General features: G+C 61.9%; 17 protein-coding genes. 11 read left to right on the top strand and 6 right to left on the bottom strand.

Features of this window, described 5'->3' with window-relative positions; genetic code table 11:
• The first annotated feature begins 74 nt into the window (after positions 1-74).
• The 3 genes from FEZ59_RS30120 to FEZ59_RS21910 all read left to right on the top strand — a co-directional run bounded on the left by FEZ59_RS30120 (position 75) and on the right by FEZ59_RS21910 (position 2,694).
• A complete protein-coding gene (locus FEZ59_RS30120; RefSeq protein ID WP_242459908.1) occupies positions 75-635 on the top strand; it encodes a hypothetical protein in 561 nt (186 codons plus the stop codon).
• Between the two features lie 210 nt (positions 636-845).
• On the top strand, positions 846-1,193 hold the full coding sequence (locus FEZ59_RS21915; RefSeq protein ID WP_172933214.1) for a helix-turn-helix domain-containing protein: 348 nt from the start codon (positions 846-848) through the stop codon (positions 1,191-1,193).
• Between the two features lie 70 nt (positions 1,194-1,263).
• Positions 1,264-2,694 carry a hypothetical protein gene (locus FEZ59_RS21910; RefSeq protein ID WP_172933213.1) on the top strand — a complete coding sequence of 477 codons (1,431 nt, stop codon included), beginning with the start codon at positions 1,264-1,266 and terminating at the stop codon, positions 2,692-2,694.
• A gap of 372 nt (positions 2,695-3,066) precedes the next feature.
• Here FEZ59_RS21910 and FEZ59_RS21905 read toward each other — a convergent pair whose 3' ends face one another.
• Positions 3,067-3,525 carry an HNH endonuclease signature motif containing protein gene (locus FEZ59_RS21905; RefSeq protein WP_172933212.1) on the bottom strand — a complete coding sequence of 153 codons (459 nt, stop codon included), beginning with the start codon at positions 3,523-3,525 and terminating at the stop codon, positions 3,067-3,069.
• A gap of 59 nt (positions 3,526-3,584) precedes the next feature.
• Between FEZ59_RS21905 and FEZ59_RS21900 the strand changes: the two genes are divergently transcribed.
• The 5 genes from FEZ59_RS21900 (at position 3,585) to FEZ59_RS21880 (ending at position 10,585) form a co-directional block, all read left to right on the top strand.
• Entirely contained in the window at positions 3,585-4,301 is a 717-nt protein-coding gene (locus FEZ59_RS21900; RefSeq protein WP_172933211.1) for a hypothetical protein, read from the top strand.
• Positions 4,302-5,162: 861 nt separating this feature from the next.
• Positions 5,163-5,897 (top strand): hypothetical protein, encoded by a 735-nt coding sequence (locus FEZ59_RS21895; RefSeq protein WP_172933210.1) that lies wholly within the window; start codon positions 5,163-5,165, stop codon positions 5,895-5,897.
• 2,656 nt (positions 5,898-8,553) lie between these two features.
• Entirely contained in the window at positions 8,554-8,916 is a 363-nt protein-coding gene (locus FEZ59_RS21890) for a GntR family transcriptional regulator (RefSeq protein ID WP_019747490.1), read from the top strand.
• Entirely contained in the window at positions 8,913-9,848 is a 936-nt protein-coding gene (locus FEZ59_RS21885; RefSeq protein ID WP_029254676.1) for an ABC transporter ATP-binding protein, read from the top strand. The genes FEZ59_RS21890 and FEZ59_RS21885 overlap by 4 nt, the downstream gene beginning before the upstream one ends.
• Entirely contained in the window at positions 9,845-10,585 is a 741-nt protein-coding gene (locus tag FEZ59_RS21880; RefSeq protein WP_172933209.1) for an ABC transporter permease, read from the top strand. The genes FEZ59_RS21885 and FEZ59_RS21880 overlap by 4 nt, the downstream gene beginning before the upstream one ends.
• Positions 10,586-10,727: 142 nt before the next feature.
• On the opposite strand, the gene FEZ59_RS21875 is transcribed toward FEZ59_RS21880, so the two are convergent.
• Both FEZ59_RS21875 and FEZ59_RS21870 read right to left on the bottom strand, forming a co-directional pair.
• Positions 10,728-11,219, bottom strand: a complete 492-nt coding sequence (locus tag FEZ59_RS21875; RefSeq protein WP_029254674.1) for an FBP domain-containing protein — start codon at positions 11,217-11,219, stop codon at positions 10,728-10,730.
• A gap of 228 nt (positions 11,220-11,447) precedes the next feature.
• Complete coding sequence (locus tag FEZ59_RS21870; RefSeq protein WP_172933208.1) at positions 11,448-12,065, bottom strand: DUF1109 domain-containing protein; 618 nt, start codon at positions 12,063-12,065, stop codon at positions 11,448-11,450.
• A gap of 182 nt (positions 12,066-12,247) precedes the next feature.
• On the opposite strand from FEZ59_RS21870, the gene FEZ59_RS21865 reads away from it, so the two are divergent.
• The 3 genes from FEZ59_RS21865 (at position 12,248) to FEZ59_RS21855 (ending at position 15,977) form a co-directional block, all read left to right on the top strand.
• Positions 12,248-13,912, top strand: a complete 1,665-nt coding sequence (locus tag FEZ59_RS21865; protein ID WP_346343244.1) for a hypothetical protein — start codon at positions 12,248-12,250, stop codon at positions 13,910-13,912.
• A 46-nt stretch (positions 13,913-13,958) separates the two neighbouring features.
• Positions 13,959-15,236 (top strand): wax ester/triacylglycerol synthase domain-containing protein, encoded by a 1,278-nt coding sequence (locus FEZ59_RS21860; protein ID WP_019747496.1) that lies wholly within the window; start codon positions 13,959-13,961, stop codon positions 15,234-15,236.
• Between the two features lie 279 nt (positions 15,237-15,515).
• Complete coding sequence (locus FEZ59_RS21855; protein WP_151531547.1) at positions 15,516-15,977, top strand: Hsp20/alpha crystallin family protein; 462 nt, start codon at positions 15,516-15,518, stop codon at positions 15,975-15,977.
• A gap of 577 nt (positions 15,978-16,554) precedes the next feature.
• Here FEZ59_RS21855 and FEZ59_RS21850 read toward each other — a convergent pair.
• The 3 genes from FEZ59_RS21850 to FEZ59_RS21840 all read right to left on the bottom strand — a co-directional run bounded on the left by FEZ59_RS21850 (position 16,555) and on the right by FEZ59_RS21840 (position 18,832).
• Positions 16,555-16,971 carry a hypothetical protein gene (locus FEZ59_RS21850; RefSeq protein WP_030535916.1) on the bottom strand — a complete coding sequence of 139 codons (417 nt, stop codon included), beginning with the start codon at positions 16,969-16,971 and terminating at the stop codon, positions 16,555-16,557.
• A 13-nt stretch (positions 16,972-16,984) separates the two neighbouring features.
• Positions 16,985-17,746, bottom strand: coding sequence for a pentapeptide repeat-containing protein (locus FEZ59_RS21845; RefSeq protein ID WP_019747504.1), 762 nt, complete (start codon positions 17,744-17,746; stop codon positions 16,985-16,987).
• A gap of 243 nt (positions 17,747-17,989) precedes the next feature.
• Positions 17,990-18,832, bottom strand: coding sequence for a peptidoglycan DD-metalloendopeptidase family protein (locus FEZ59_RS21840; protein WP_242459906.1), 843 nt, complete (start codon positions 18,830-18,832; stop codon positions 17,990-17,992).
• Positions 18,833-19,161: the final 329 nt, after the last annotated feature.

Genomic DNA, 19,161 nt, shown 5'->3' with positions numbered 1-19,161 from the left:
GATGACCGGTGCGTATTCAGCCCCAGTCAGTGAACCACTCCGCTCTGTCGCCGGGCAGTGGTATACAAGTCAAGATGAACTCCGTTGCGTCCGAACGCGATCGGGCCGCCCTTCATCGGGCGGCCCGACGGTCGGGCGTGCGATTGTCGGTGCACCCGGCCGACATGCGTCATGTCCACGCCGCCGCGACGACTCGGACGGCACGCGCCGAACTGAGTGCGGCGCGTCGTCGCTACGGCCTCGGATCGCCCCAAGCACTCGCCGCCGCCGACCTACACGTATCTGCAGTCGGGGCGGCCGACGCCGCTGCCCTGGCTGCCAGATTCGAGCGTGCCGCCGCCGATTGGGGCTCGCTCGCCAGGCTCCGGCGGTTCGTCAATGTCTACGCGCGCATCACCTCTCACCCGGCCGTCGCCTACTTCGCCGCGCTCGCCCGCCGAATCACGGCCACCCTGTGCGCGCTTGCCTCCGTTCTGCGCGCACTTGCCGCCGCGCCCACGGAGGCCGCCGCGTCCGCCGTGACAGCGGCCCCCACCACACTCGACGACGGACCGCCGCCGACCGCCGTCATGTTCGTTTCCACCCTCACCCGCGCCCCGGCCGCGCCGCCCGCGTTCGCCCTGTCGGCTCGCTGATTCCGCCCGGATTACTCCCCGGCGGATCGCGCCGCCGGGCGTATTTGCATGTCCGAGTGGGTCCGTAACCCTGCCCGTCGCCTGCTGATCGACCCGCCGCGTCGCGATCCGCCGACGAGATGAAAGCAACGGGCGCGGCCCGCACCGCGAACGATCCGACAGGACGAATTACCCGTCTACGTGCGCCTGGCCGCGCCCTGAGAACGACCGATGACCGCACCGACCATCGACCCCGCAACGACCGAACCCATCGACCCACGTCTGATCGCCGATCGCTGGCTGACGATCGCGGAAGCCTGCGAGTACCTCAACATCACACGCGCGACACTGCACAAGCTCGCCCTGTCGGGTGACCTCACGATCTATCGAATTGCTAATGGCCGCAATACCAATCGCGTTCGCCTGTCGGATATCGAAGCAATGATGATCCCGGTCGACACGTCCGAAGGGACGACCGTGCACCCACGCGACCCGGCCAACCACGCCACCCGAAAGAAGGGCACCCGCAATCCGGAACGCGACGCCCGAGCCCCCGCTTGGACGAAAGGGGCCAACTGAAATGGCGTCGGGAACGATCGCGGCTCGACGCCTTCCACCACACCGACACATCGACCCGTGACGGCCTGTCATGACTCGACCGAGGCGGTGGACTGCCGCCGAACGCAAGAAGCTCGACGCCGACTATCACGCGACCGTGCGGCGGTTGGTGGATCTCCTGCCGCGTCGACTCGACGCCGTGCACCTCAACAGGTGGATTCGGCGGGCGGCAGGTGCACCCGCGTGGACCGAAGACGTGTTGCAAGCGTTCCTGCTGGCCGCCGATCCCGGCAACGTCGAAGCCGGCACAGGGGCGGTGTTGGTCGCGTTGTCAGTCGACAGGATCACCGCGACGACCGACGACGCTGGCCGACCGGCTGGCCACCAGTCGCGACGCGTGGCCGAACGGGCGATCGCTGAACTCACCCGGTTAGGCGTGCTCGACGACCGCACCGCCCGTACGTTCGTACTTGCGCACAACACGCCCCACGGCCGGCCCGGCGTCGAACGCCGATTCGCCGTGTCCCGCGCGGGTGTCGCGAACCGGAATACCGCCGTCCGCCGGTTGCTGCCCGACATGGCGGCCGGCGAACGCGCTGTGTGGTCGTCCCCTGGTCGCATGTTCGCGGCAATCGTCGGGAACGGCTATCGCGACGACGCCGACGCGTTCCTGACACAGATAGCGGCATGGCTTCGCCAACGGCACCGCCGCGACGACGCCGACACCCGAACCGGGACGCGTCGGCACCCGCCCCGCCCGTCCGGGACGCGGCCCGTCGACGACACCGAACACACGGCGGAACTTGCCCGTGTCCGCGCAGCCCGGAACAGCCGTATACAGGCGTCGAACGGCGTTCTCGACTGGTGCAACTATCCGCCAGAAACGGCGGATAGTTGTCCGCCAGAAATGGCGGACACTCAACGCGCGGACCAGCGACAACCGCGAAAGCTTCCCGCGCGTAGATACACCCCTTCGGGGGGTGTGGCTACGTCCGGGCCGGGTTCGACCGGTCCCGGCCGGGCGACCGTGGACGACTCCGGGGCGATGGTCGGCATCGGCGGCGATGCGCTGCCCGATCCGCGCTTGCGTAGGTGGCAGGCGAAGAACTGGCGATTGCTCAGGCAAGGTGTCCCGCTGCCTGATCCGGCCACGCTCGACGAGAACGGCAATCCCCTGCCCGGATCGCCACCGACGCCCGCCCGGACGCTGACGGCGACAAGAGGGCCGATTCCGGGGCCGAGGGCAACGAACGCCGGGTGTCGCTGTGAGTGGCGTGGTGCTGCCGCCACGCGCGGACCTGTGCCGCTGGTGCGGCAACAGAGCCGCGTTCATCACCAACGGCGTATGCGTCGCCTGCCGCCGCCACTGGCCAGACGTCCCAACCATGTTCGGGTGCTCGACGTGCAAACGCACATTGCCGATCGTCGACCCGCTCGACTGGTGGACCACCTACGCCAGCACGCCGCCGTACCGCACGCCGTGCCCGGCGTGCGCGGCCGGCCGATCCCCCAGGCCGGGTGATTGCTGGTGATCGGCCACACGAACGGGACGACTGCGGACACTTCGCCGCGCCGCCCTGCCTGCACACACCTCCCGAGCACGACAAACAATGCCGAAACATACTGTGGTGCAACCAGAGTCAGTGTTCGAACGATGGAACGACAGGACGAGAGGTCAACTGACCCAACAACAGTCGATGAACCGAAGGGCGCTCTGACCTGCGGGTTTCTTTTTGACACATACGGCCAGTCCGCCCCGCGCCGCCGATCTAAATTTTCCCGGGGGATACTCCACAAGGGGGGTCAAACTCCGAGGTCGATCCAGCAAAATACACTGATATACAACAGGTTTGATGGACTCGGATGGATATGGAGCGGGGCCGCTGGAACCTCTCTATCCGAACCAGTTTCGGGACGGTCTCACCTTCGGACGTTCGGCACGGAGGATCGACCGGAACGCGTCGGCGTCCATGTCGCCGCGTCGGTAGTTGCAATTCGAGCAACACGGCCGCAGATTCGCCAAATCGTCCACCGCGCCACCCTTCGACAAGGGCGTGACGTGGTCGATCGTCGTTCCCGGCGCACCCTGGCACAACCAGCACAGTTCGCCGTACTCCGCCAGGACAATCGGCCGCAGGCGTCGAGAGATTCGATCCCAGTGTCGACGCTTCGCGGCCAGGATCGCCGCCTGTTCCGGCGTCGGCCGGGCCGCTGCGCGCGCTGCTGCCCGCGCCGCGTCGATCTTCGGGTCGTAGTTGTTCGCAATGTCGACGTTCCGGTTCCGGCCGCCCGGACCACGCCAAACGGGGTCCGCCGCACTGCGTCGAGGTGTTCCGCCGCCCCTGGTCGTCATACGGCGATCACTACCACACGCTACCGACAACAATCCGCCGAGAAGACAGGAACACCACGATGAATGATTGGCACGCCGCCCTGTACCCGATCCGCGCGAGCTGGTCCGCATCCCAGATCGCCGCCGCCCTCACGGCGGCACTCGACGCCGCCACGGGCCAACTCACGACCGACCGGGCCGCAGTCCACGCATTCGCCACGATCGCCGCGCGACCGGCCAGGAACGCCACAATCGCCGCTGCCCGCCGGTCCGCGCACGACGCCGTCGGGCCGGTCCACGACGGGCCGCGTCTGGTGGGTTTGCTGCGCGACGTCGGCCTGTCCCGGCCGACGATCGCCCCGGCGGATCTGACGACGATTCCAGCCGACGAACGCCGCGCCCTGGCCGCGATCCTGTTCCGTGCCGCCCGGATCGACCGCAAACTGCGTCGCCAACCCGCCGCCCCGCCGCTCGGACCCGCGAAGCTACCGGCCACGCTCGACGCCGCCCGCCGGGTCGTCGAGTCCAGCGGCCGGGCTGCCGACGCCTACCGGGCCGCCGTCGCCGCCTGGGCGACCGACGTCGAGCGGTCCGCATCGAACCTGGTTCGCGACGTCGAACCACTGCGAACCCTGTACGCGATCCACGCCGAACGCTTCGAACACGCCGCACGCCGGGCCGGCCGGCCAACCGATCCGCCCACACCGATCGCCCGCGCGTGGACCGACTATCAGACGATCGGCAAGGGCGGCAGGGACGTCGTCACGGCATGCCAGCGACTGCGCGCCGCCCTATGACCCGCCGCGCGGCGTCACACCCTGTCGAATGGCGACCGATCCTATCCTGGCTGAATCCTGGCCGACAGTCGGCAAGATCGACTCCAACAGGCAAGGTCGACCCCGCGAGCAGTCCGCCCCGGACCGTCTACGGCCACCGTGAACAGCTAGCTCGCCGCGCTCGGACCGGGCATGCCACCAGATTCAGGGAGCTTGCCATCCCGTTGGCCGACAGTCGTGCGGGGACAGCGCATGTCGGCCCCGCGCCTTCGAACCATTAGCGTGTGAATTCCTGCACCGTGCACACAAGGCCGTCGACGTGCTGCACGGCCAAGATCTCAGCGGCCGGAAGCCACTCACGATAACCTGCGACACCGTAACGTGCGTGTGATGACCGTAGGCAGATTCGCTGGAATGCCCCTTCAAAGCAACACTGAGCGCAACGGCGCTGTGTTCGTCCTTCGCACTGGACCAGTTCAAAATGCGGAGATCGAACTCGACGGCTGGACAGTGAGAGTAACTAGAGGGGTGAGTGCGGTTGTCGCGTACGGGTCTGCTGGGCAGAGCTTCAACGAGACATACGATGCCGCACTGACGGCGGCGAATCGTGGCCTGGACTATATGTCCGCCCGAGGCCTGTGCGACGTCGCGATCCGAGATGCCCAAGACGATTGCCTGGTGTGGTGGTCTGACGATGCGGGTGTCGTCGTTCGAGCCAACGCGGTCTCGACGACTCTTTCGCATTCTTCGGCAACTGTGGTGGTGAAAGACGCTGCCGGCAACGTAGTCCCCCCGAATCTCCCGTCAGCGACGAAGCATGACGCATTCCGGTTCATTCGAATGTCCCGTACCTCAGAGTATCTATTCGATTCGTATCGAAACATGTTTCTCGCGTTCGAGGCGCTGCTGAGCGATATTCGCCCCCGACAGACGACAGCGAAGGGACGGTACGAGGGCGAGGGCGTGTGGTTTAAGGCTGCACTGGGAGTCGCCGACACCTTGGTTCCCGTTGCGTCACTGGCGCCGAAGGGAGAAGCCTCTCCGGTCGACTGGGTCTATACGAACATGTATGGCGATGCGCGCTCCGGCCTTATGCACGCGAAGCAGGGACAGCCATACCACCTTCCACAGGATGAGCAGAGTCGCCATCAGTTGCAGGAGTCACTCAACAACCTGTGGCTCTACGTCAGCCAATTGATCGAGAAGCACCTCGGAGTAGGGCACATGTCCGGAGGCCTCATGCTTGGGGGATTCCAGATGCTGGCAGAGACCGTCCTTTCCGAAATGATCGCTGCAGTATCGGCGGACACAACTCCCGCGAACCCGCAAGACGAACTATTCGCCCCGACTGGCGGAGCGGTTGTCGAGTTGGCGTCGGGTCCAGTCGAGATGACCGAACCGTTCTTGGGGACAGTCCTCGCGTCATGTGACACAGCGGAATTAGCAGCCCTGCCCGTCATCGGTCGAATCGGTTCGATGGACAAGGCGGGCAATGCACTCTTCCTGTCCGCACTGCCGGGATTACTTGAGCTGGGTGATTTGGCCACACGGTTCGAGATCATGCTCGGCTTCAGGGCCGTCAACGCTGCTGGTCCGCGAACCCACTTCTCCGCGTAAATCCTCGTCGCCATTGGGCACGTCCGCGCTGCGCGGATCGCCACGAGAACGCGGCCGCTAGTAGTCCGGCCCCCTCCGGACACTAGCGGCCGCACGCACCCTTCGAATGCGGATTTCATGCCCACTGCGTGCCCACGCTGACCATGCGTAGCGCTGTAAACCGCTGTATACCGTCGTGGTAAATTTGCGCAGGTAGACACCAAAATAGGGCGTCTACCGGCGACTACTCTCGACGTGCACAAAAGGTTCCCAAGCTGAATACGCGGGTTCGATTCCCGTCATCGGCTCCACAGATTCTCCGCAGTTCAGAGTCCTTTTTGGGGCAGACGAACTTCGCTTGTTTGGGTCCCAAATCCTGTGACAGGTACACGGCAGGTACACAACCTCCTCCATTCAGTGATCAGTTAACGTGTATCCAACGCAAATGGGGGTGCTAGAGGACCGGATCTCGGAATTCTGCAGTTCATCGATGCCGTCCGACTGGTCGTGCCCCGGCCTAAATCGGTGTCCATTGCGCGCACTGTCAGGAGAGTGCTGTCGACCTCGAAGCCGATGGTCGCCGGTACCTCGGTTCGTTTGCCGTCCATCAGTGATTCGAGCGCGACTACCAACCGATGGGGTTGGAAACTGTCTCTGCTCGGGCACCGCGCGCTTATCAGTTTTTAAAACCGATCTGCCGTAGCGCACCCGGACACCGGGGACCACAACTCACGCAAGAATGCAGGTCTTCTCACAATCACAACTGTGAAAATACTCAAGTCCGTCAAAAATCACCTTCGAAAAGCATCAAGTACGTATTCTTCCTCAGTACCGGACAGCCCTAACCGTAAGTCCCAATGCACGACCATCGGTCTGCACATTAAAAACCCTCACCAACCTACATCTTGTGCCTGCTCGGATCATCCGTGGATCGACTCATACACTCCGGATCCGGAAGAGCCGGATAAATCTCGAAGAAATACCCCAGTTTGGAGGACTGTCACATTAGCGTCGCGCTACCTTCCCGAAGATCTTAAAAAACCGGCAGGTTGGCCCCAATTCGATAGAAGGCCGTAGGTGTCCAGAGTCGAACCTTATTACTGGCAAGCATTGCAGCGTCTTCCCTGGTTATGACGTTCGGAGCTACGGCTTCTCACGCAACTCCCAAACCGGGCAACTTAGGCGGAGGCAATTTTGGTGGACCTTGGTTGGTGGACTAAAACTCCTCGAATGGCCTCGGATATCAGGACAGTCACCTCATTCGGTCCAGGCTCGCCCGCTTACATTGCAGGTCCCAATTTCGATAGCAGGGCCTCTGCCCTGTATGCAGTAGCGAATGCTGCCGGGCTCTAGACGGAGAGCGGAGGTGAATTTGAAATGAATAGCGTTCTCTTTGCTATCGTCAACGTGATCGTGGCGATGGCGAACGGTTCCACGATCCCCTTCTCATTAGAAGGCGCAGGGCCACTAACCGCCCCCGACTTGTAGGAAGATCGGCCGACCGCATGTGAATGACAGTTTCAGCTCTGCCTGAAACCTGCATATCAGCAGATGCGTGGATCGTGCGGTGGTCACAAACACAATCTCCCCTACCTGTCCAGGAAGGGGAGATTGTGTTTGACAGGTCCCATGCCACAGTGAGGCAGCTACCGATCTCGGACGCGAGCGGGAGCTGTCTCCGATTTTGACCACGATGGACCTGTATCTAGTTGGCACAGACCACTTTAAGTCGTCGACCAGGTAGCCGGTGGAAGCGCTTCGGTCTTCGGCCTGATCACGGGCGGTCGCACTATTTGGTGAGAATCGGTCGGTCGCCTCTTGAAATGCAATTGGCGAATCGCTCAATTCCTGCTTGTGAGAAGCTCCCTCGGCCTGCGCGTTTCAGTGCGGCTTCGACGAATGGGAGCGGTTTCCTGCGGTATGTGCGGTAGATGCTGTCGAGTACTGGTTGCAGTGCCCGGCGTGCGAGGTCTGCTGTTTCCGGGTCTGAACCCCCGAACTTCACTGTCACATTCGGCATTGATACCCCTGTTGGTCGAGTGTCCGATTCCCTGGCCGGAAGCGTACGTATCGGGATCGCGAATCAGTACAGAAACACCAAAACGAGGCGCTAAGTCCCTACTTGCGGTGGATGCGATTCCGTCTTTGGGTTGACGAAGAACAGCCCGACCGCGGCGTGCGGTCCGGCTTCTGTTCTACGACTCCGGGTTACGCCCCGAAGCCGAGGCTGCGGTTTCGCCTGCTTCACGTTGGGTGGCGAACTGCCGATGCTGACGGGTGTTTGCGTCAACGCATAGCAAACTCCCCAAGCTACAACGCCCATGCAGAATGACCCCCGCGACATAGTTGCCGTCATCGAAGAGGTGGCCGAATTCATTGAGGCGATAACTACCGGCCACCCGAAGGTGCCCCGTCCCGTGGTCGACCACCTAGATCGGCGGTTCCACGGTTCCGCAGAAGCTCAATGCCTGTGCGCAGCGCCCCGGGGATCTGGAAGTCGTATCTGGTCTGCATCCAAGCTGTTCCATCAGCCTCTGCGATGAATATCCCGATGGGTAGCGCTCGGAGACCCAAGGCATCGGTGCCAGATTCCGCGATCTCATTGCCAACATGCCCCACGACGTTCTATGGTTCATTACATGAGTAATGAACCAGTGAACACCGGGCGTCGATCATCGTGATCGACGACGGACGACCACTGTTCCAGCAGATCGCCGAGCAGATCGAAGGCTCGATCATCGACGGCTCACTGCCGGAAGACGGGCAGGTGCCCTCAACCAACGAACTGGCGGCGTTCCACCGAATCAATCCGGCGACGGCAGCCAAGGGCCTCAATCAACTCGTAGGCGAGGGGCTCCTCTACAAGAAACGGGGAATCGGAATGTTCGTCACCGTCGGCGCCCGCGACGCACTCAGGTTCAGACGACGAGAAGCGTTCGCGCGCCAATACATCGAGCCGTTGGTCATGGAGGCCGACCGCCTTCAGATTTCCCTCGACGAACTCAAATCCATGCTGGACGACAGGAAGGCGGACCGATGAACTCAAGCACGACAACGACCAAGTCGCACGTCAGGCGTTTCGACGAAACTGAACTCGTCGCCTCGATGCGAGCAGTGAACAGAAGCTACGGGGACGTCGATGCGCTCTCGGACGTCTCGTTCGAGATCGGCCAGAACAAGATCTACGGCCTGCTCGGCCGTAACGGCGCAGGCAAGACCACGATCATGCAGATACTGACCGGACAGGACCTGCACACCAGCGGCGACGTCGAGGTATTCGGCGCTGCCCCTTTCGAAAATGCCGACGTCCTGGCGAACGTGTGCTTCGTCAAGGAAAGCCAGACGTACCCCGAAGACCTCAAGGTCAAGCATGTACTCGTCGCCGCCGGCCATCTGCTCCCGAATTGGGACCACGCATTCGCCGAGACACTGCTCGACGATTTCCAACTTCCACTGTGCCGCAAGGTGAAGAAGCTCTCGCGCGGCATGCGGTCAGCGTTGGGAGTGATCATCGGACTTGCCTCCCGTGCACCGCTCACGCTCTTCGACGAGCCGTATCTCGGCCTCGATGCCGTTGCACGCCAACTGTTCTACGATCGACTGCTTGCCGACTACGCCGAACATCCTCGCACTGTAGTGCTTTCGACTCACCTTATCGACGAGGTAGCCAATCTGCTCGAGCACGTGATCGTCGTAGACAGCGGCCGGATTGTCGTCGACGAGGACGCAGACGCACTGCGAGGTCGCGCCGTAGTGGTATCCGGCCCCTTTGATGCGGTGGATGCCGTTGCCGCGTCCGGCAGGGTCCTGCGCCGGGAGACACTAGGCTCCCACAGCCGAATCATGTTGCAGGCCGATGTGACCGAGACCGAGCGAATCCGACTGCGGGAGGCCGGAGTCCAAGTGGAACCGGCATCTTTGCAGGAACTTGTCATCGCGACTTCGACGCAGCGCAAGGAGATCACCGCATGAGCATCGCAACGACAGCGCCACGGACGGTCCCGAAGGCGCCCACCCGGTCCAGGATCGGTTCCGTCCTCCAACTGCACACGGTCGCGTGGCCGTTGCTGATCGCCTGGCCGGTGGGCATCCTTTTGATCTCTTTCCTCATCAGCTTCACCATCTACGCGATCGTCCGGAACGATGAGGGTGAGGGATTCACCGGCAGTGTGTTCTCCGTTTACGGTTTCGTGCTGGCGTTCTACCTCCAGTCGATGACCCAGACGTTCCCGTTCGCACTCGGACTCAGCGTGACTCGCCGCGAGTTCTTCACTGCCACCACGATAATGGCGTTGGCACAGTCCGCAATCTTCGCAATCGCGCTACAACTGCTGTCAGTGGTGGAGTCCGCCACCAACGGCTGGGGTGTGCACATGCGCATGTTCGGCATCGCACGCTATTTCACCGACAGCGCAGCCGTTCAGTTGCTCGCGCTGTTCGCGACGCTGCTGCTGACCAGTTCGATCGCAATGCTGACAGGTGCGATCTTCCAGCGATGGAGGACCACCGGTCTGCTCGCCTCTCTCACCGGTCTCTTCGGTGTGCTCGGCCTGTCAGCGATCGTAATCACCTGGGCCAGCTGGTGGCCGGCGATCGGTTCGTGGTTTGCCGATACTTCCCGAGTGGTGCCGATGGCACTACTTCCATTGGCCCTGGCCATCGCCTGCATAGCCGGAGCCTGGGTCACTTTACGTCGAGCAACGCCCTGACCGAGTAATCATGTGCGACGCCAGATGTCGCACCGTGTCCGAGTGCCCCTCGGATCGACACCGTCCAGGCAGTTCGGCCCCTTCCTCAGCCCAGGGAGGGGCCGAACTTCACAACAGGGATATCGCGTCCCCGGGGTCCCCTCTACTGCCGAGCCACTCGCTCGACAAAACTCGAAGCACGCAGCACCAGTTCATCTTTCCGGTCCTGGCGCGCAGCGCCGGCATCGTAGCCGGCATACGGGAGCGGGGGGTCGTTACGAACATTGGCCGAGCACTGGAAGTCTCGGCAGATCAGTGTTCCGACTGTGCTGCCACGTCGACCAGCGGGCCCGGCCAACTTGGCGCCGTAGAAGACGACCTCGTTGGGAAGGCGCGTGTCACGGCACCAGGAACACTGGGCACGCGACCGCGGAGTGGCTTGCGCTTGAACGAGCAAGACTCCGATGATCTCCCCGTCGAGTGTCGGGACGATCGCGTAGGCGCGTCGGCCCATTTTGGGATCTCGCCAGCCCAGATAGTCGAGAGCGTCGAAGTCGATGGTGTCGAAGCCATCCGGCAACGTGAGATCAGTCTTCTCCTTACGGCTCGCGTTGACGAGGCTGGAACGGGTAGATGTATCGGTCAAAATGATCATGGGTGTATGCCAATCGTGGATCGGTGAAGGTGGGTACAGCTCATGGCCCGACCAGCACCTAGTGCTGTCGGGTCCGAAATGCGCTATCTGCTGCCGGCGAAGACGACGCCGACAACCCCCTCACGCCCATGGGGCATCACGATGTCCACACCCCGATGGTAGCCACAGGTCCTCGACACGGGCCACTCGATTTATCGACGCACTTCATGCGTGAAATGGCGCGGTGAATCAGTCACGCCAGACCGCCGTGAACTCGTACCAAGGTCCGCCGAGGTGCTTTGCGGAGAAATCGTCGAACCCCGTTGGTGCGCCGCTGGGCGAGTACACCCATCCACTCGTGGTGGTGAACATGCTGTCGTTGTCGATGAAGTAGACCTCATCGGGACGTACGACATGGGCACTGCTGATCTCGAACTGGCCGATCTCGAGCTCTTCCACAGTCGATCCAGGCTGCTCCAGGAGAGCAATCGCGACGGTCTCGAACTCTCCGCTCTTGTCGAGGAAAGTTGCCGGCGGCATCAACAACACCGCAGCGACCGCGGCGATAACGGCAACCGGAGAGGGCAGGATCCACCACGACCACCGTCGGTCCTGGCCGAGAACGTAGAGCGTACGAACCGCCCACACCAGACCAACAACGATCAAGGTGAGCAGAGCCGCAGCGCTGACGAGGAGAGGATCGAACCACCTGAAGTCACCGAATGGCGAAGGCCACCACCCGTAATGCCAGCAGACCAACGCAATAAGCGGAACAACGGTGAATGCCAAAAGAATCGGCCCCGGTGGCTTGGACGACTCCGGAGGGTCAGCTACCAACCATTCACCCAGCGACTTCGGCCTTCTCATCACCCCACCGTATCTGCAGGTCATGGCAAACTCAGCTACACGGCGAATACCTTTGCAGTACAAGCACTCTCGTTCCACCCACAACAACCAACGCCGCGATCGGCACTCTCGCCGCAACCGACACAGATGGACAAACCTCACAATCCGCAGATTCAACGTGCCGATCATGCGACAATCGGACGGTGAACGAGACCGCGAGTGGAGTTTCGCACCCGTACCGATCGCGACTGTCGACCGTCGGCATCCTCTTCGCCGCCGGCCTGCTGTGGTCCACTCCCCTCTCCGCAGCCACGCCCACCGAAACCGGGCCGGCCAGTTGCGTACCATTCGGAACCGCCCAACTGCCACCCGGCGCACCCTCGGGAGGCGGACGAGTCGGGTTGGAAAACCTTCCGTTGTTCAACGGCACGGCCACCCCCTCTTCCATCGAGATTCGCACGCCAACAACCCAATTCAATCGATTCTGGGACTTTATACTGGTCGACCACGACTTACTCACTCGTCCGCGGGCGCCCGGCGAACCAACGACCGAGCCATGGCGTTTCGTACCGATGCCCGAATGCCTACGTGGACGACTGGTCGGGATATCACTGGACGACGACGAACTCGTCGCAGTCGACGACAACGGCTGGATTTACACGATGGACAACGCCTCCCAGGACCCGCTCGTGTGGAACTGGACTTCCGCGTGGGGTGCGCCCCTGTGGAGCGGCACAGGCCGACAACTTCCGGGAGACCGGCCGAACGGGTGGGCACTGAGCGTCTCGTCGCCTTGGGATAATCAAACTTTCACCGACATCGCAGGACGGATTCACTTCGTCGGACTCGCCAAGATGACGATGATCCCCACGCTGACCGCGGACGGCAGCCGAATAACCTACGCAGACCCGTGGCTGCCCAACGACGACAGCTACGAGATCGGCGGCCCGCTCGGCGGGCGATTCCAGGCGGACTCGCTGTCGGCGGCCGGATCAACCACTTTCGTGATGAACAAGTACGGCGACATGTACACCCGCACATTTGATTTCGATTCTTCGGGATCGGACTCGATCTTCTTCCGCTACAGCTGGGAAGATCAGTCGGACAAGCCGTCGGCACCCAACCTCGTGGCCGAAACACTGGACCGCAGCACCGCCGCGATCCAACTTCCGGCACCGGACTGGGTGCACCAGCCCAAGATTCCCGGTGAAGTCACATCCGCGATCAGTGTGCACTCACTCGGCCCCGGCCCGAACCGGCGGGAGTTGCGTGTCGAGGGCCGCCGCGGCGCCGAATCCGGTTTCTGGCACAAGGATCTCGTCGGGGATGCCTGGGAGTTCACGCCGACCGGCGCGTCCCTCCTCGGCACACTGATCGAAAACGCGCCGACAGACCGGTCGACGGATACCCTGTCCCCCGCTGCCCCCTGGCACTTGTCCACGACCTTGCCCGCCCGCGACGGCGCCATCGACGGTCAGACTCTGGTCGACATCGGGTTTCCGTACTCTGTGGTGGATCCGCGCATGCTGGACGCGATCGGCCAGTACGCACAACCGTCCGGATACCGACTGGACGTGGACCATTTCGACCCGGTCGCCACCACCCGGACCGCGACCGTGACTGCACCGGATGGCACGGTTCTTCCGGTCGTCCTGCACACCGCCGACGGACTACGGATGACTCCCCGCGCATCCGGCCTCGATGCCGATCCGCGCCACCTCGTCGGGGCAATCGAGATCCCGTCGGACGCGTACGCGGATCGGGCATCGAACCCCGCTCTGAACGCGTTCGTGCAGGACTGGATGCGCGGAAACCCCATTGCCGCGATCACGCTCAGCGCCACCGACCACGACTTGGTGATCCGCTAGCCGAAACCAGCGCCGTCCACCGTGTCGCCTCGATTAGGCTCAGCAGATGGTCGACACCACACCCGACGTGCCGATATCACCCGTCGACGCTGCGAGCTTCCAGCTCGGTGTGGATGTCCAGCCGTACCTGGTCACTATTGCCGGTCTGCTCTCTCCGGGCGGCTTTGTCGACAGCGACGGTCGACCGGATCTAGCGCATCTTCACCGAACACTCGCCGCGCAGATCGCGCAGGAACCGTTGTTGCGGCAACGACCGATTGTGCGGCATGGGTCATGGTGGTGGACGGAAAGCAACATAGAGGTCGACCTCCATGTCTCACTGGAGGAACGCGGTCCCACCGAACCCGACTTCGAAGCGGTTTGTGGTCGACTTGTGATGCAACCCCTTGACACCACCCGACCGTTGTGGCACATCGCATTGATTCCTGTAGCTCGAACTGGTCAGTGCGGCATCGTCATTCGAGTGCATCATGCGGTTCTCGACGGCGCCGGTGCCAGCGACCTTTTCGAGCGCTTGTTCGCCTCGCCTGATTCGAAAAAACCCGACCCAGGGGCGCCACCAACGGCGAAAACCGGCCACTCCCCCGAGCCACACATCCCCCAGAAGGCCAGTTCCCTGGACCTCCTCCGATTTCGAATCGGGACGTTCCTACATCGGCCGATCCGATCACGGGTACTCCTCGGCACAATCGGCACCACTAGATCCATCGCTTCCGTCAGCACCCGGACCGCCCCGGTCGTGCGCGGTGCGCAAAGTGTGGGAGGCACATTGAACGATGCCTACCTCGTTGCAGCGGGCACCGGACTGCGATTCATCCTCGAAGATCGTGGCGAGTCCATTCCGAAAACGATCGCCGTATCGGTCCCCGTCGCAGTCACAGCGATCGGAGACGCACGCAACGCCGTCGGATTCATGATCATCGACCTCCCACTTCAAGAAACAGACCTGGAACGTGCCGTCGCAATCGTCGCGAAGCAAACTGCGGCCGCAAAACCGTCCGCACGTGCGGCAGGAACAACATTTCGGTCGCCGCGTGTAGCCGGCATCTTCGACAAATTCGCGAAGCGACAGCACATGATCGGTGCAGTGGTGTCCAATGTTCACGGACCACGCGGTCCGCTCACGCTCGACGGGGCAGCGCTCGTCCAACTCTGGCCGCTCGGCCCGTTGGCGGGCAATGTTCGAATCGGCTTCACAGCAGCGTCCTACAACGACAAATTCTGGATCGGAATCCAGACCGATGCCGAGCATCTCCCTCCGGCAAGCAAGATCGCGCAAGCCGTAGAACGAGCTCTCAACGAAATAGCCAGCACCACAAGCTGACTGGCACTTCATCACACTCGTTCGAGTCGGATCGAACCGAGGCATCTGCGGATTTCTCAACCCGGGTGTCCTGATCCAGCAGGACTCGAGTGATCGCGTGATCACCGAACAGTCACGCCCCCAGATGCTCCCGAAAATCTAGCCGAAGTTCAGTCGAAGAATCTGGCACTCAAGGTTGCAGAGTGCCAGATCGGTTGGTTATCATGTTCTCGCACAGTGAGTTCGGTCGCCGTCGAGGTGACGGTGGCCTTTCTTAGACGATACGGGAGGTGTGTTGCTGTGCTTCGTTTCGATCCCTTCACCGACATCGACGCGATCACCAAGTCCTTGCTTGCTACCGGAACCGGCAGCAACCGAAGTCCACGTTTCATGCCGATGGACCTCTACAAGATCGATGATCACTACGTCCTTCACGCCGATCTTCCCGGCGTCGACCCAGGATCGGTGGACGTACAGGTAGATGGCTCGACCCTGACCTTGACCGCGCACCGCAGTGCTCTCTCCCAAGATGGAGTGGCGTGGCTGGCCAGTGAGCGTTTCACGGGAACGTATAGAAGGCAGCTGTCCATCAGTGAGGACATCGACTCCGAGCGGATCGTCGCCTCGTACGACAACGGCGTGTTGACCGTGAGCTTGCCGATCGCAGAGAAGGCGAAACCGCGGCGGATCGAAATCTCGTCGGGGCCGCCGTCCAGCACTGCCAACTCCGAGGCAGAAACTCAGGGACAGATCGAAGCCTGACCTGAACGGCTTGGCACGAAATCGACTGTACAAGAACCTTTCATCCAGGAGGTCCACTATGCCCGCGCCAATCATGGCCCCCGCCGCAGCTCTGGCTGAACCGGTCGTCTGGAACGAAGATCCGCAGCGACAAAGGTGGTGGACGCGCATACTCGCGGCCAGCTCGCCGGAGAATTCATCCAACGACGAATTTCAACCCTGACAAGACCCGACCGCGATCGCCGAGTGCGTTCACCCGCAACTGAATTGAGGTCTTCCGTCCGTCTATTCGGGCGGACGGAAGGCCGTATTCAGTCGTCAAGCCCGGGCGAAACCTGAGGATCGTTCCACGACGAAAGCCGAAGATTCACCAACCTCAGCTAGATGAAGAATCGCCCGAAATGGGCGGAGCGGGACGAAACACTCACACAACAAGGACGAAGCGCGCCGACACCGGCCACCCGTGACACGTACGGTTACAACGCATACACACATCGTGTAGCCGGAATGTCCGGATTCATTGGGCCCACCGCAGTGTTTGATGCCAGAAAGTGACAACAGCCTGACGAATTTGGGAGCGCAGCATTTGTCATTGCCTTCACAGCTTTGATTCGCACTCGCCACTGTCATCGAGGATCAAGAACTCGATCTTCGCCCGCTCCCCGTCCGCATCGAAGACGTTGTCGCGGTCTGAGACACGCGCGATCAGTTCCGTCAGTGCCGCATGGATCGTCGTGTACAGAAATGTGCGGGGATCGGACACCCCCATCACGTCGTCAGTGTTCATCTGAACCTGCGCCGTAGCGGTACGCCTGCCCAGAAACACACGTGGAAGCCGGATCCCGGTCGGATCGGTCACCACGGTGATGTCGCCACCAACGACAACAAACAGATCGAAGTCGTACTGCATCGCGATGCCCCTCAGCCGGTGTCTGAGCCGAGTCAACTCCTCAATGAAGTCGAGCGGCACCGACGGTCCACCGAATACTGTTCTGAACGTGACCCCGCGAGTCATCGATCTGCCCCCTTTACGAATCATCCATTTCAGGATCGAGGGCCATACCCTCTGTGTCCCCCACGCCGAGTGCTCGGGCATATCGACCGGCATACCGCTCCAGTGCGACTGCTGAATCAGCCTCACCTGCCCATTGATCCGGAATCGCGGTGCCGTCACATGTTGTTCGCGACACTCGCGCCTCGGAGAACTCGACAGCGGTCCGGGTGAAGGAACACCGCACAAAACTCGTGGCCGCCGAGAATCGTGCGCCGCCGAAAGTGCACTCCACGAAAGAGGTATCGGCGAACTGCGCACCAGGCAGGTCTGTGTCGTCGAATGCACATCGTTCGAACACAGTATTGGGCACGGAGCGGAGCCCGCGTGCTTTGGCTCCAGTGAAATCGCAATCGACGACCCTCGGTCCGAGCGCCAGACGCGAGAGCGTGGCACCCCGGAAACTGCACCGTTCGAATCGGCGATTGAAACGGGTCTGTCCGGTCAGTGCCACGAAATCGAAACGACAGTCGAATAATTCGGATTCGAAGACGGAGATCGCACCCCGAGCGAAACTCAGATCAATCCGTTCCAACGTGAGATACCGGATGTCCAATCCACCGCTACCCGCTGTCAGGCCACGCACATCGATCAGCCCGTCATCGGTCTCCGCCCAGGGGGAGACGAGAGTGTGGGGCGGCTTGACGATCCGCGACTGATCGAGCAGCTGCGCCCGTAAATTGTCGACGCCCTCATCTGACCAACGTCGACGTAGGGAGGTGATCGCGGACCGGTTCACGGGCTCAATAGTATCGGCAAGATCCCCCGCGATTGGCCGTGGCTGCCCAAGAAGCGAACCGCCACGCATCAGCACTTCGGTAGGAATCACTTCTCGGAGCGCGCAAACAGCCGAACCGTGAAATGCACGGCCCGGCTGCAGCGCTCACGCGCACCAACTGGAACTCGGAGTTAACTCGGGTACTGGAACCGGTCGTATACGAATCGATGACTCATCCCAGGATCAGTATCGAATTATCCACTCTCACAGATTGATTACGGCGCCCACAAAGATCTGGTCGGGATCGGCGATCTGTGGATTGATGTCCCACAGCTGCTGCCAGGTGAGACCTCGTTCTGCAGCGAGGTCGAACAATGTATCACCGGCCGCAACGACTACCTCTTCGCCAGACACTGGAGCCTTCGACTCCGGAATGCTCTCTACCGGTGCAGATTCGGCTGCCTCAGAGTAGACGACGGGAACTGGCGCCGGTTCCGGTGCGGATTCGGGTGCTACTTCCGGTGCCGGCACGGGTGCGGGTGCGGGTGCGGGTGCGGGTGCGGGTGCGGGTGCGGGTGCGGGCACGATACTCGACCCGGTATCGCACGCCCCGATCGAACTCAGGAAGGACATGGGATCGACGGCGCCACCACTGTGAATGCGGAGGTGCAGATGTGGACCGGTGGAGCTACCGGTGTTACCCGTTGCCCCGATCTGGTCGCCTACCTCGACGTGCTGCCCCACACCGACCCAGGTTTCGGAGAGGTGGCCCATCTGAATCTGCTCGCCACTGTCCGCTTCCAACTGGATGTACGTTCCGTATCCACCCGGATCATTGGGTCCGGCAACAGAAATCGTGCCCGATGTCGGCGCGTGAAGCGCGGTGCCGACGTTGACAGCGAAGTCGACTCCGTCATGTCCCGCGTGGTACCCCTGCGAAAGTGATCCGCTTACCGGCCACTCCCAACTGCAACTCGCCGACCAGCCCTGCGCACCGGCGGTACCTGCATTGACAACTGCTCCGGCCCCCACAAGGGCGCCCAGTCCTGCAGTTACGGCGATGAATCGTTTTGTGCTGGAAGGCTTGTGTTTTCTGTGCTTACTCATATTTTCCTTGACTGATGTGCTCGGAGCCGGCGCAGGCTCTACCGCCAGACAGCACTCAGTACGTGCTGAGCTCCGCGGTGCATCGCACCGAGACTCCGTTGGAGTGAAATTTTCGGATTGCGCCATGGAGAGAAGTACGGTGACCACTCTCGAACGCGATCGCGCGCATAGACCCGCAGGTCTGTATCTCCTGGTGACAGCACAGGAGATACGGGTTTTACATCGAGGCAGTGCCTGAATCGATCGTTGATCGAGGACTACGAATGCCGGACCGAACTGAGGGCATTTCGTTCGAAGATCGACAGGGTGGGTGTCTACCCGGATGGTCG

It is taken from the genome of Rhodococcus sp. MS13 (assembly GCF_013277835.1).
Lineage (GTDB): Bacteria > Actinomycetota > Actinomycetes > Mycobacteriales > Mycobacteriaceae > Rhodococcus_F > Rhodococcus_F erythropolis.
Note: the sequence above shows the minus strand (reverse complement) of the source record. Positions and strands in the feature narration are given on the sequence as shown.

Coding starts and splice junctions, on each gene's coding strand:
- FEZ59_RS30120 (WP_242459908.1), top strand. CDS start 75: ATGAACTCCGTTGCGTCCGAACGCGATCGGGCCGCCCTTCATCGGGCG.
- FEZ59_RS21915 (WP_172933214.1), top strand. CDS start 846: ATGACCGCACCGACCATCGACCCCGCAACGACCGAACCCATCGACCCA.
- FEZ59_RS21910 (WP_172933213.1), top strand. CDS start 1,264: ATGACTCGACCGAGGCGGTGGACTGCCGCCGAACGCAAGAAGCTCGAC.
- FEZ59_RS21905 (WP_172933212.1), bottom strand. CDS start 3,525: ATGACGACCAGGGGCGGCGGAACACCTCGACGCAGTGCGGCGGACCCC.
- FEZ59_RS21900 (WP_172933211.1), top strand. CDS start 3,585: ATGAATGATTGGCACGCCGCCCTGTACCCGATCCGCGCGAGCTGGTCC.
- FEZ59_RS21895 (WP_172933210.1), top strand. CDS start 5,163: ATGTTTCTCGCGTTCGAGGCGCTGCTGAGCGATATTCGCCCCCGACAG.
- FEZ59_RS21885 (WP_029254676.1), top strand. CDS start 8,913: ATGAACTCAAGCACGACAACGACCAAGTCGCACGTCAGGCGTTTCGAC.
- FEZ59_RS21880 (WP_172933209.1), top strand. CDS start 9,845: ATGAGCATCGCAACGACAGCGCCACGGACGGTCCCGAAGGCGCCCACC.
- FEZ59_RS21875 (WP_029254674.1), bottom strand. CDS start 11,219: ATGATCATTTTGACCGATACATCTACCCGTTCCAGCCTCGTCAACGCG.
- FEZ59_RS21870 (WP_172933208.1), bottom strand. CDS start 12,065: ATGAGAAGGCCGAAGTCGCTGGGTGAATGGTTGGTAGCTGACCCTCCG.
- FEZ59_RS21860 (WP_019747496.1), top strand. CDS start 13,959: ATGGTCGACACCACACCCGACGTGCCGATATCACCCGTCGACGCTGCG.
- FEZ59_RS21850 (WP_030535916.1), bottom strand. CDS start 16,971: ATGACTCGCGGGGTCACGTTCAGAACAGTATTCGGTGGACCGTCGGTG.
- FEZ59_RS21840 (WP_242459906.1), bottom strand. CDS start 18,832: ATGAGTAAGCACAGAAAACACAAGCCTTCCAGCACAAAACGATTCATC.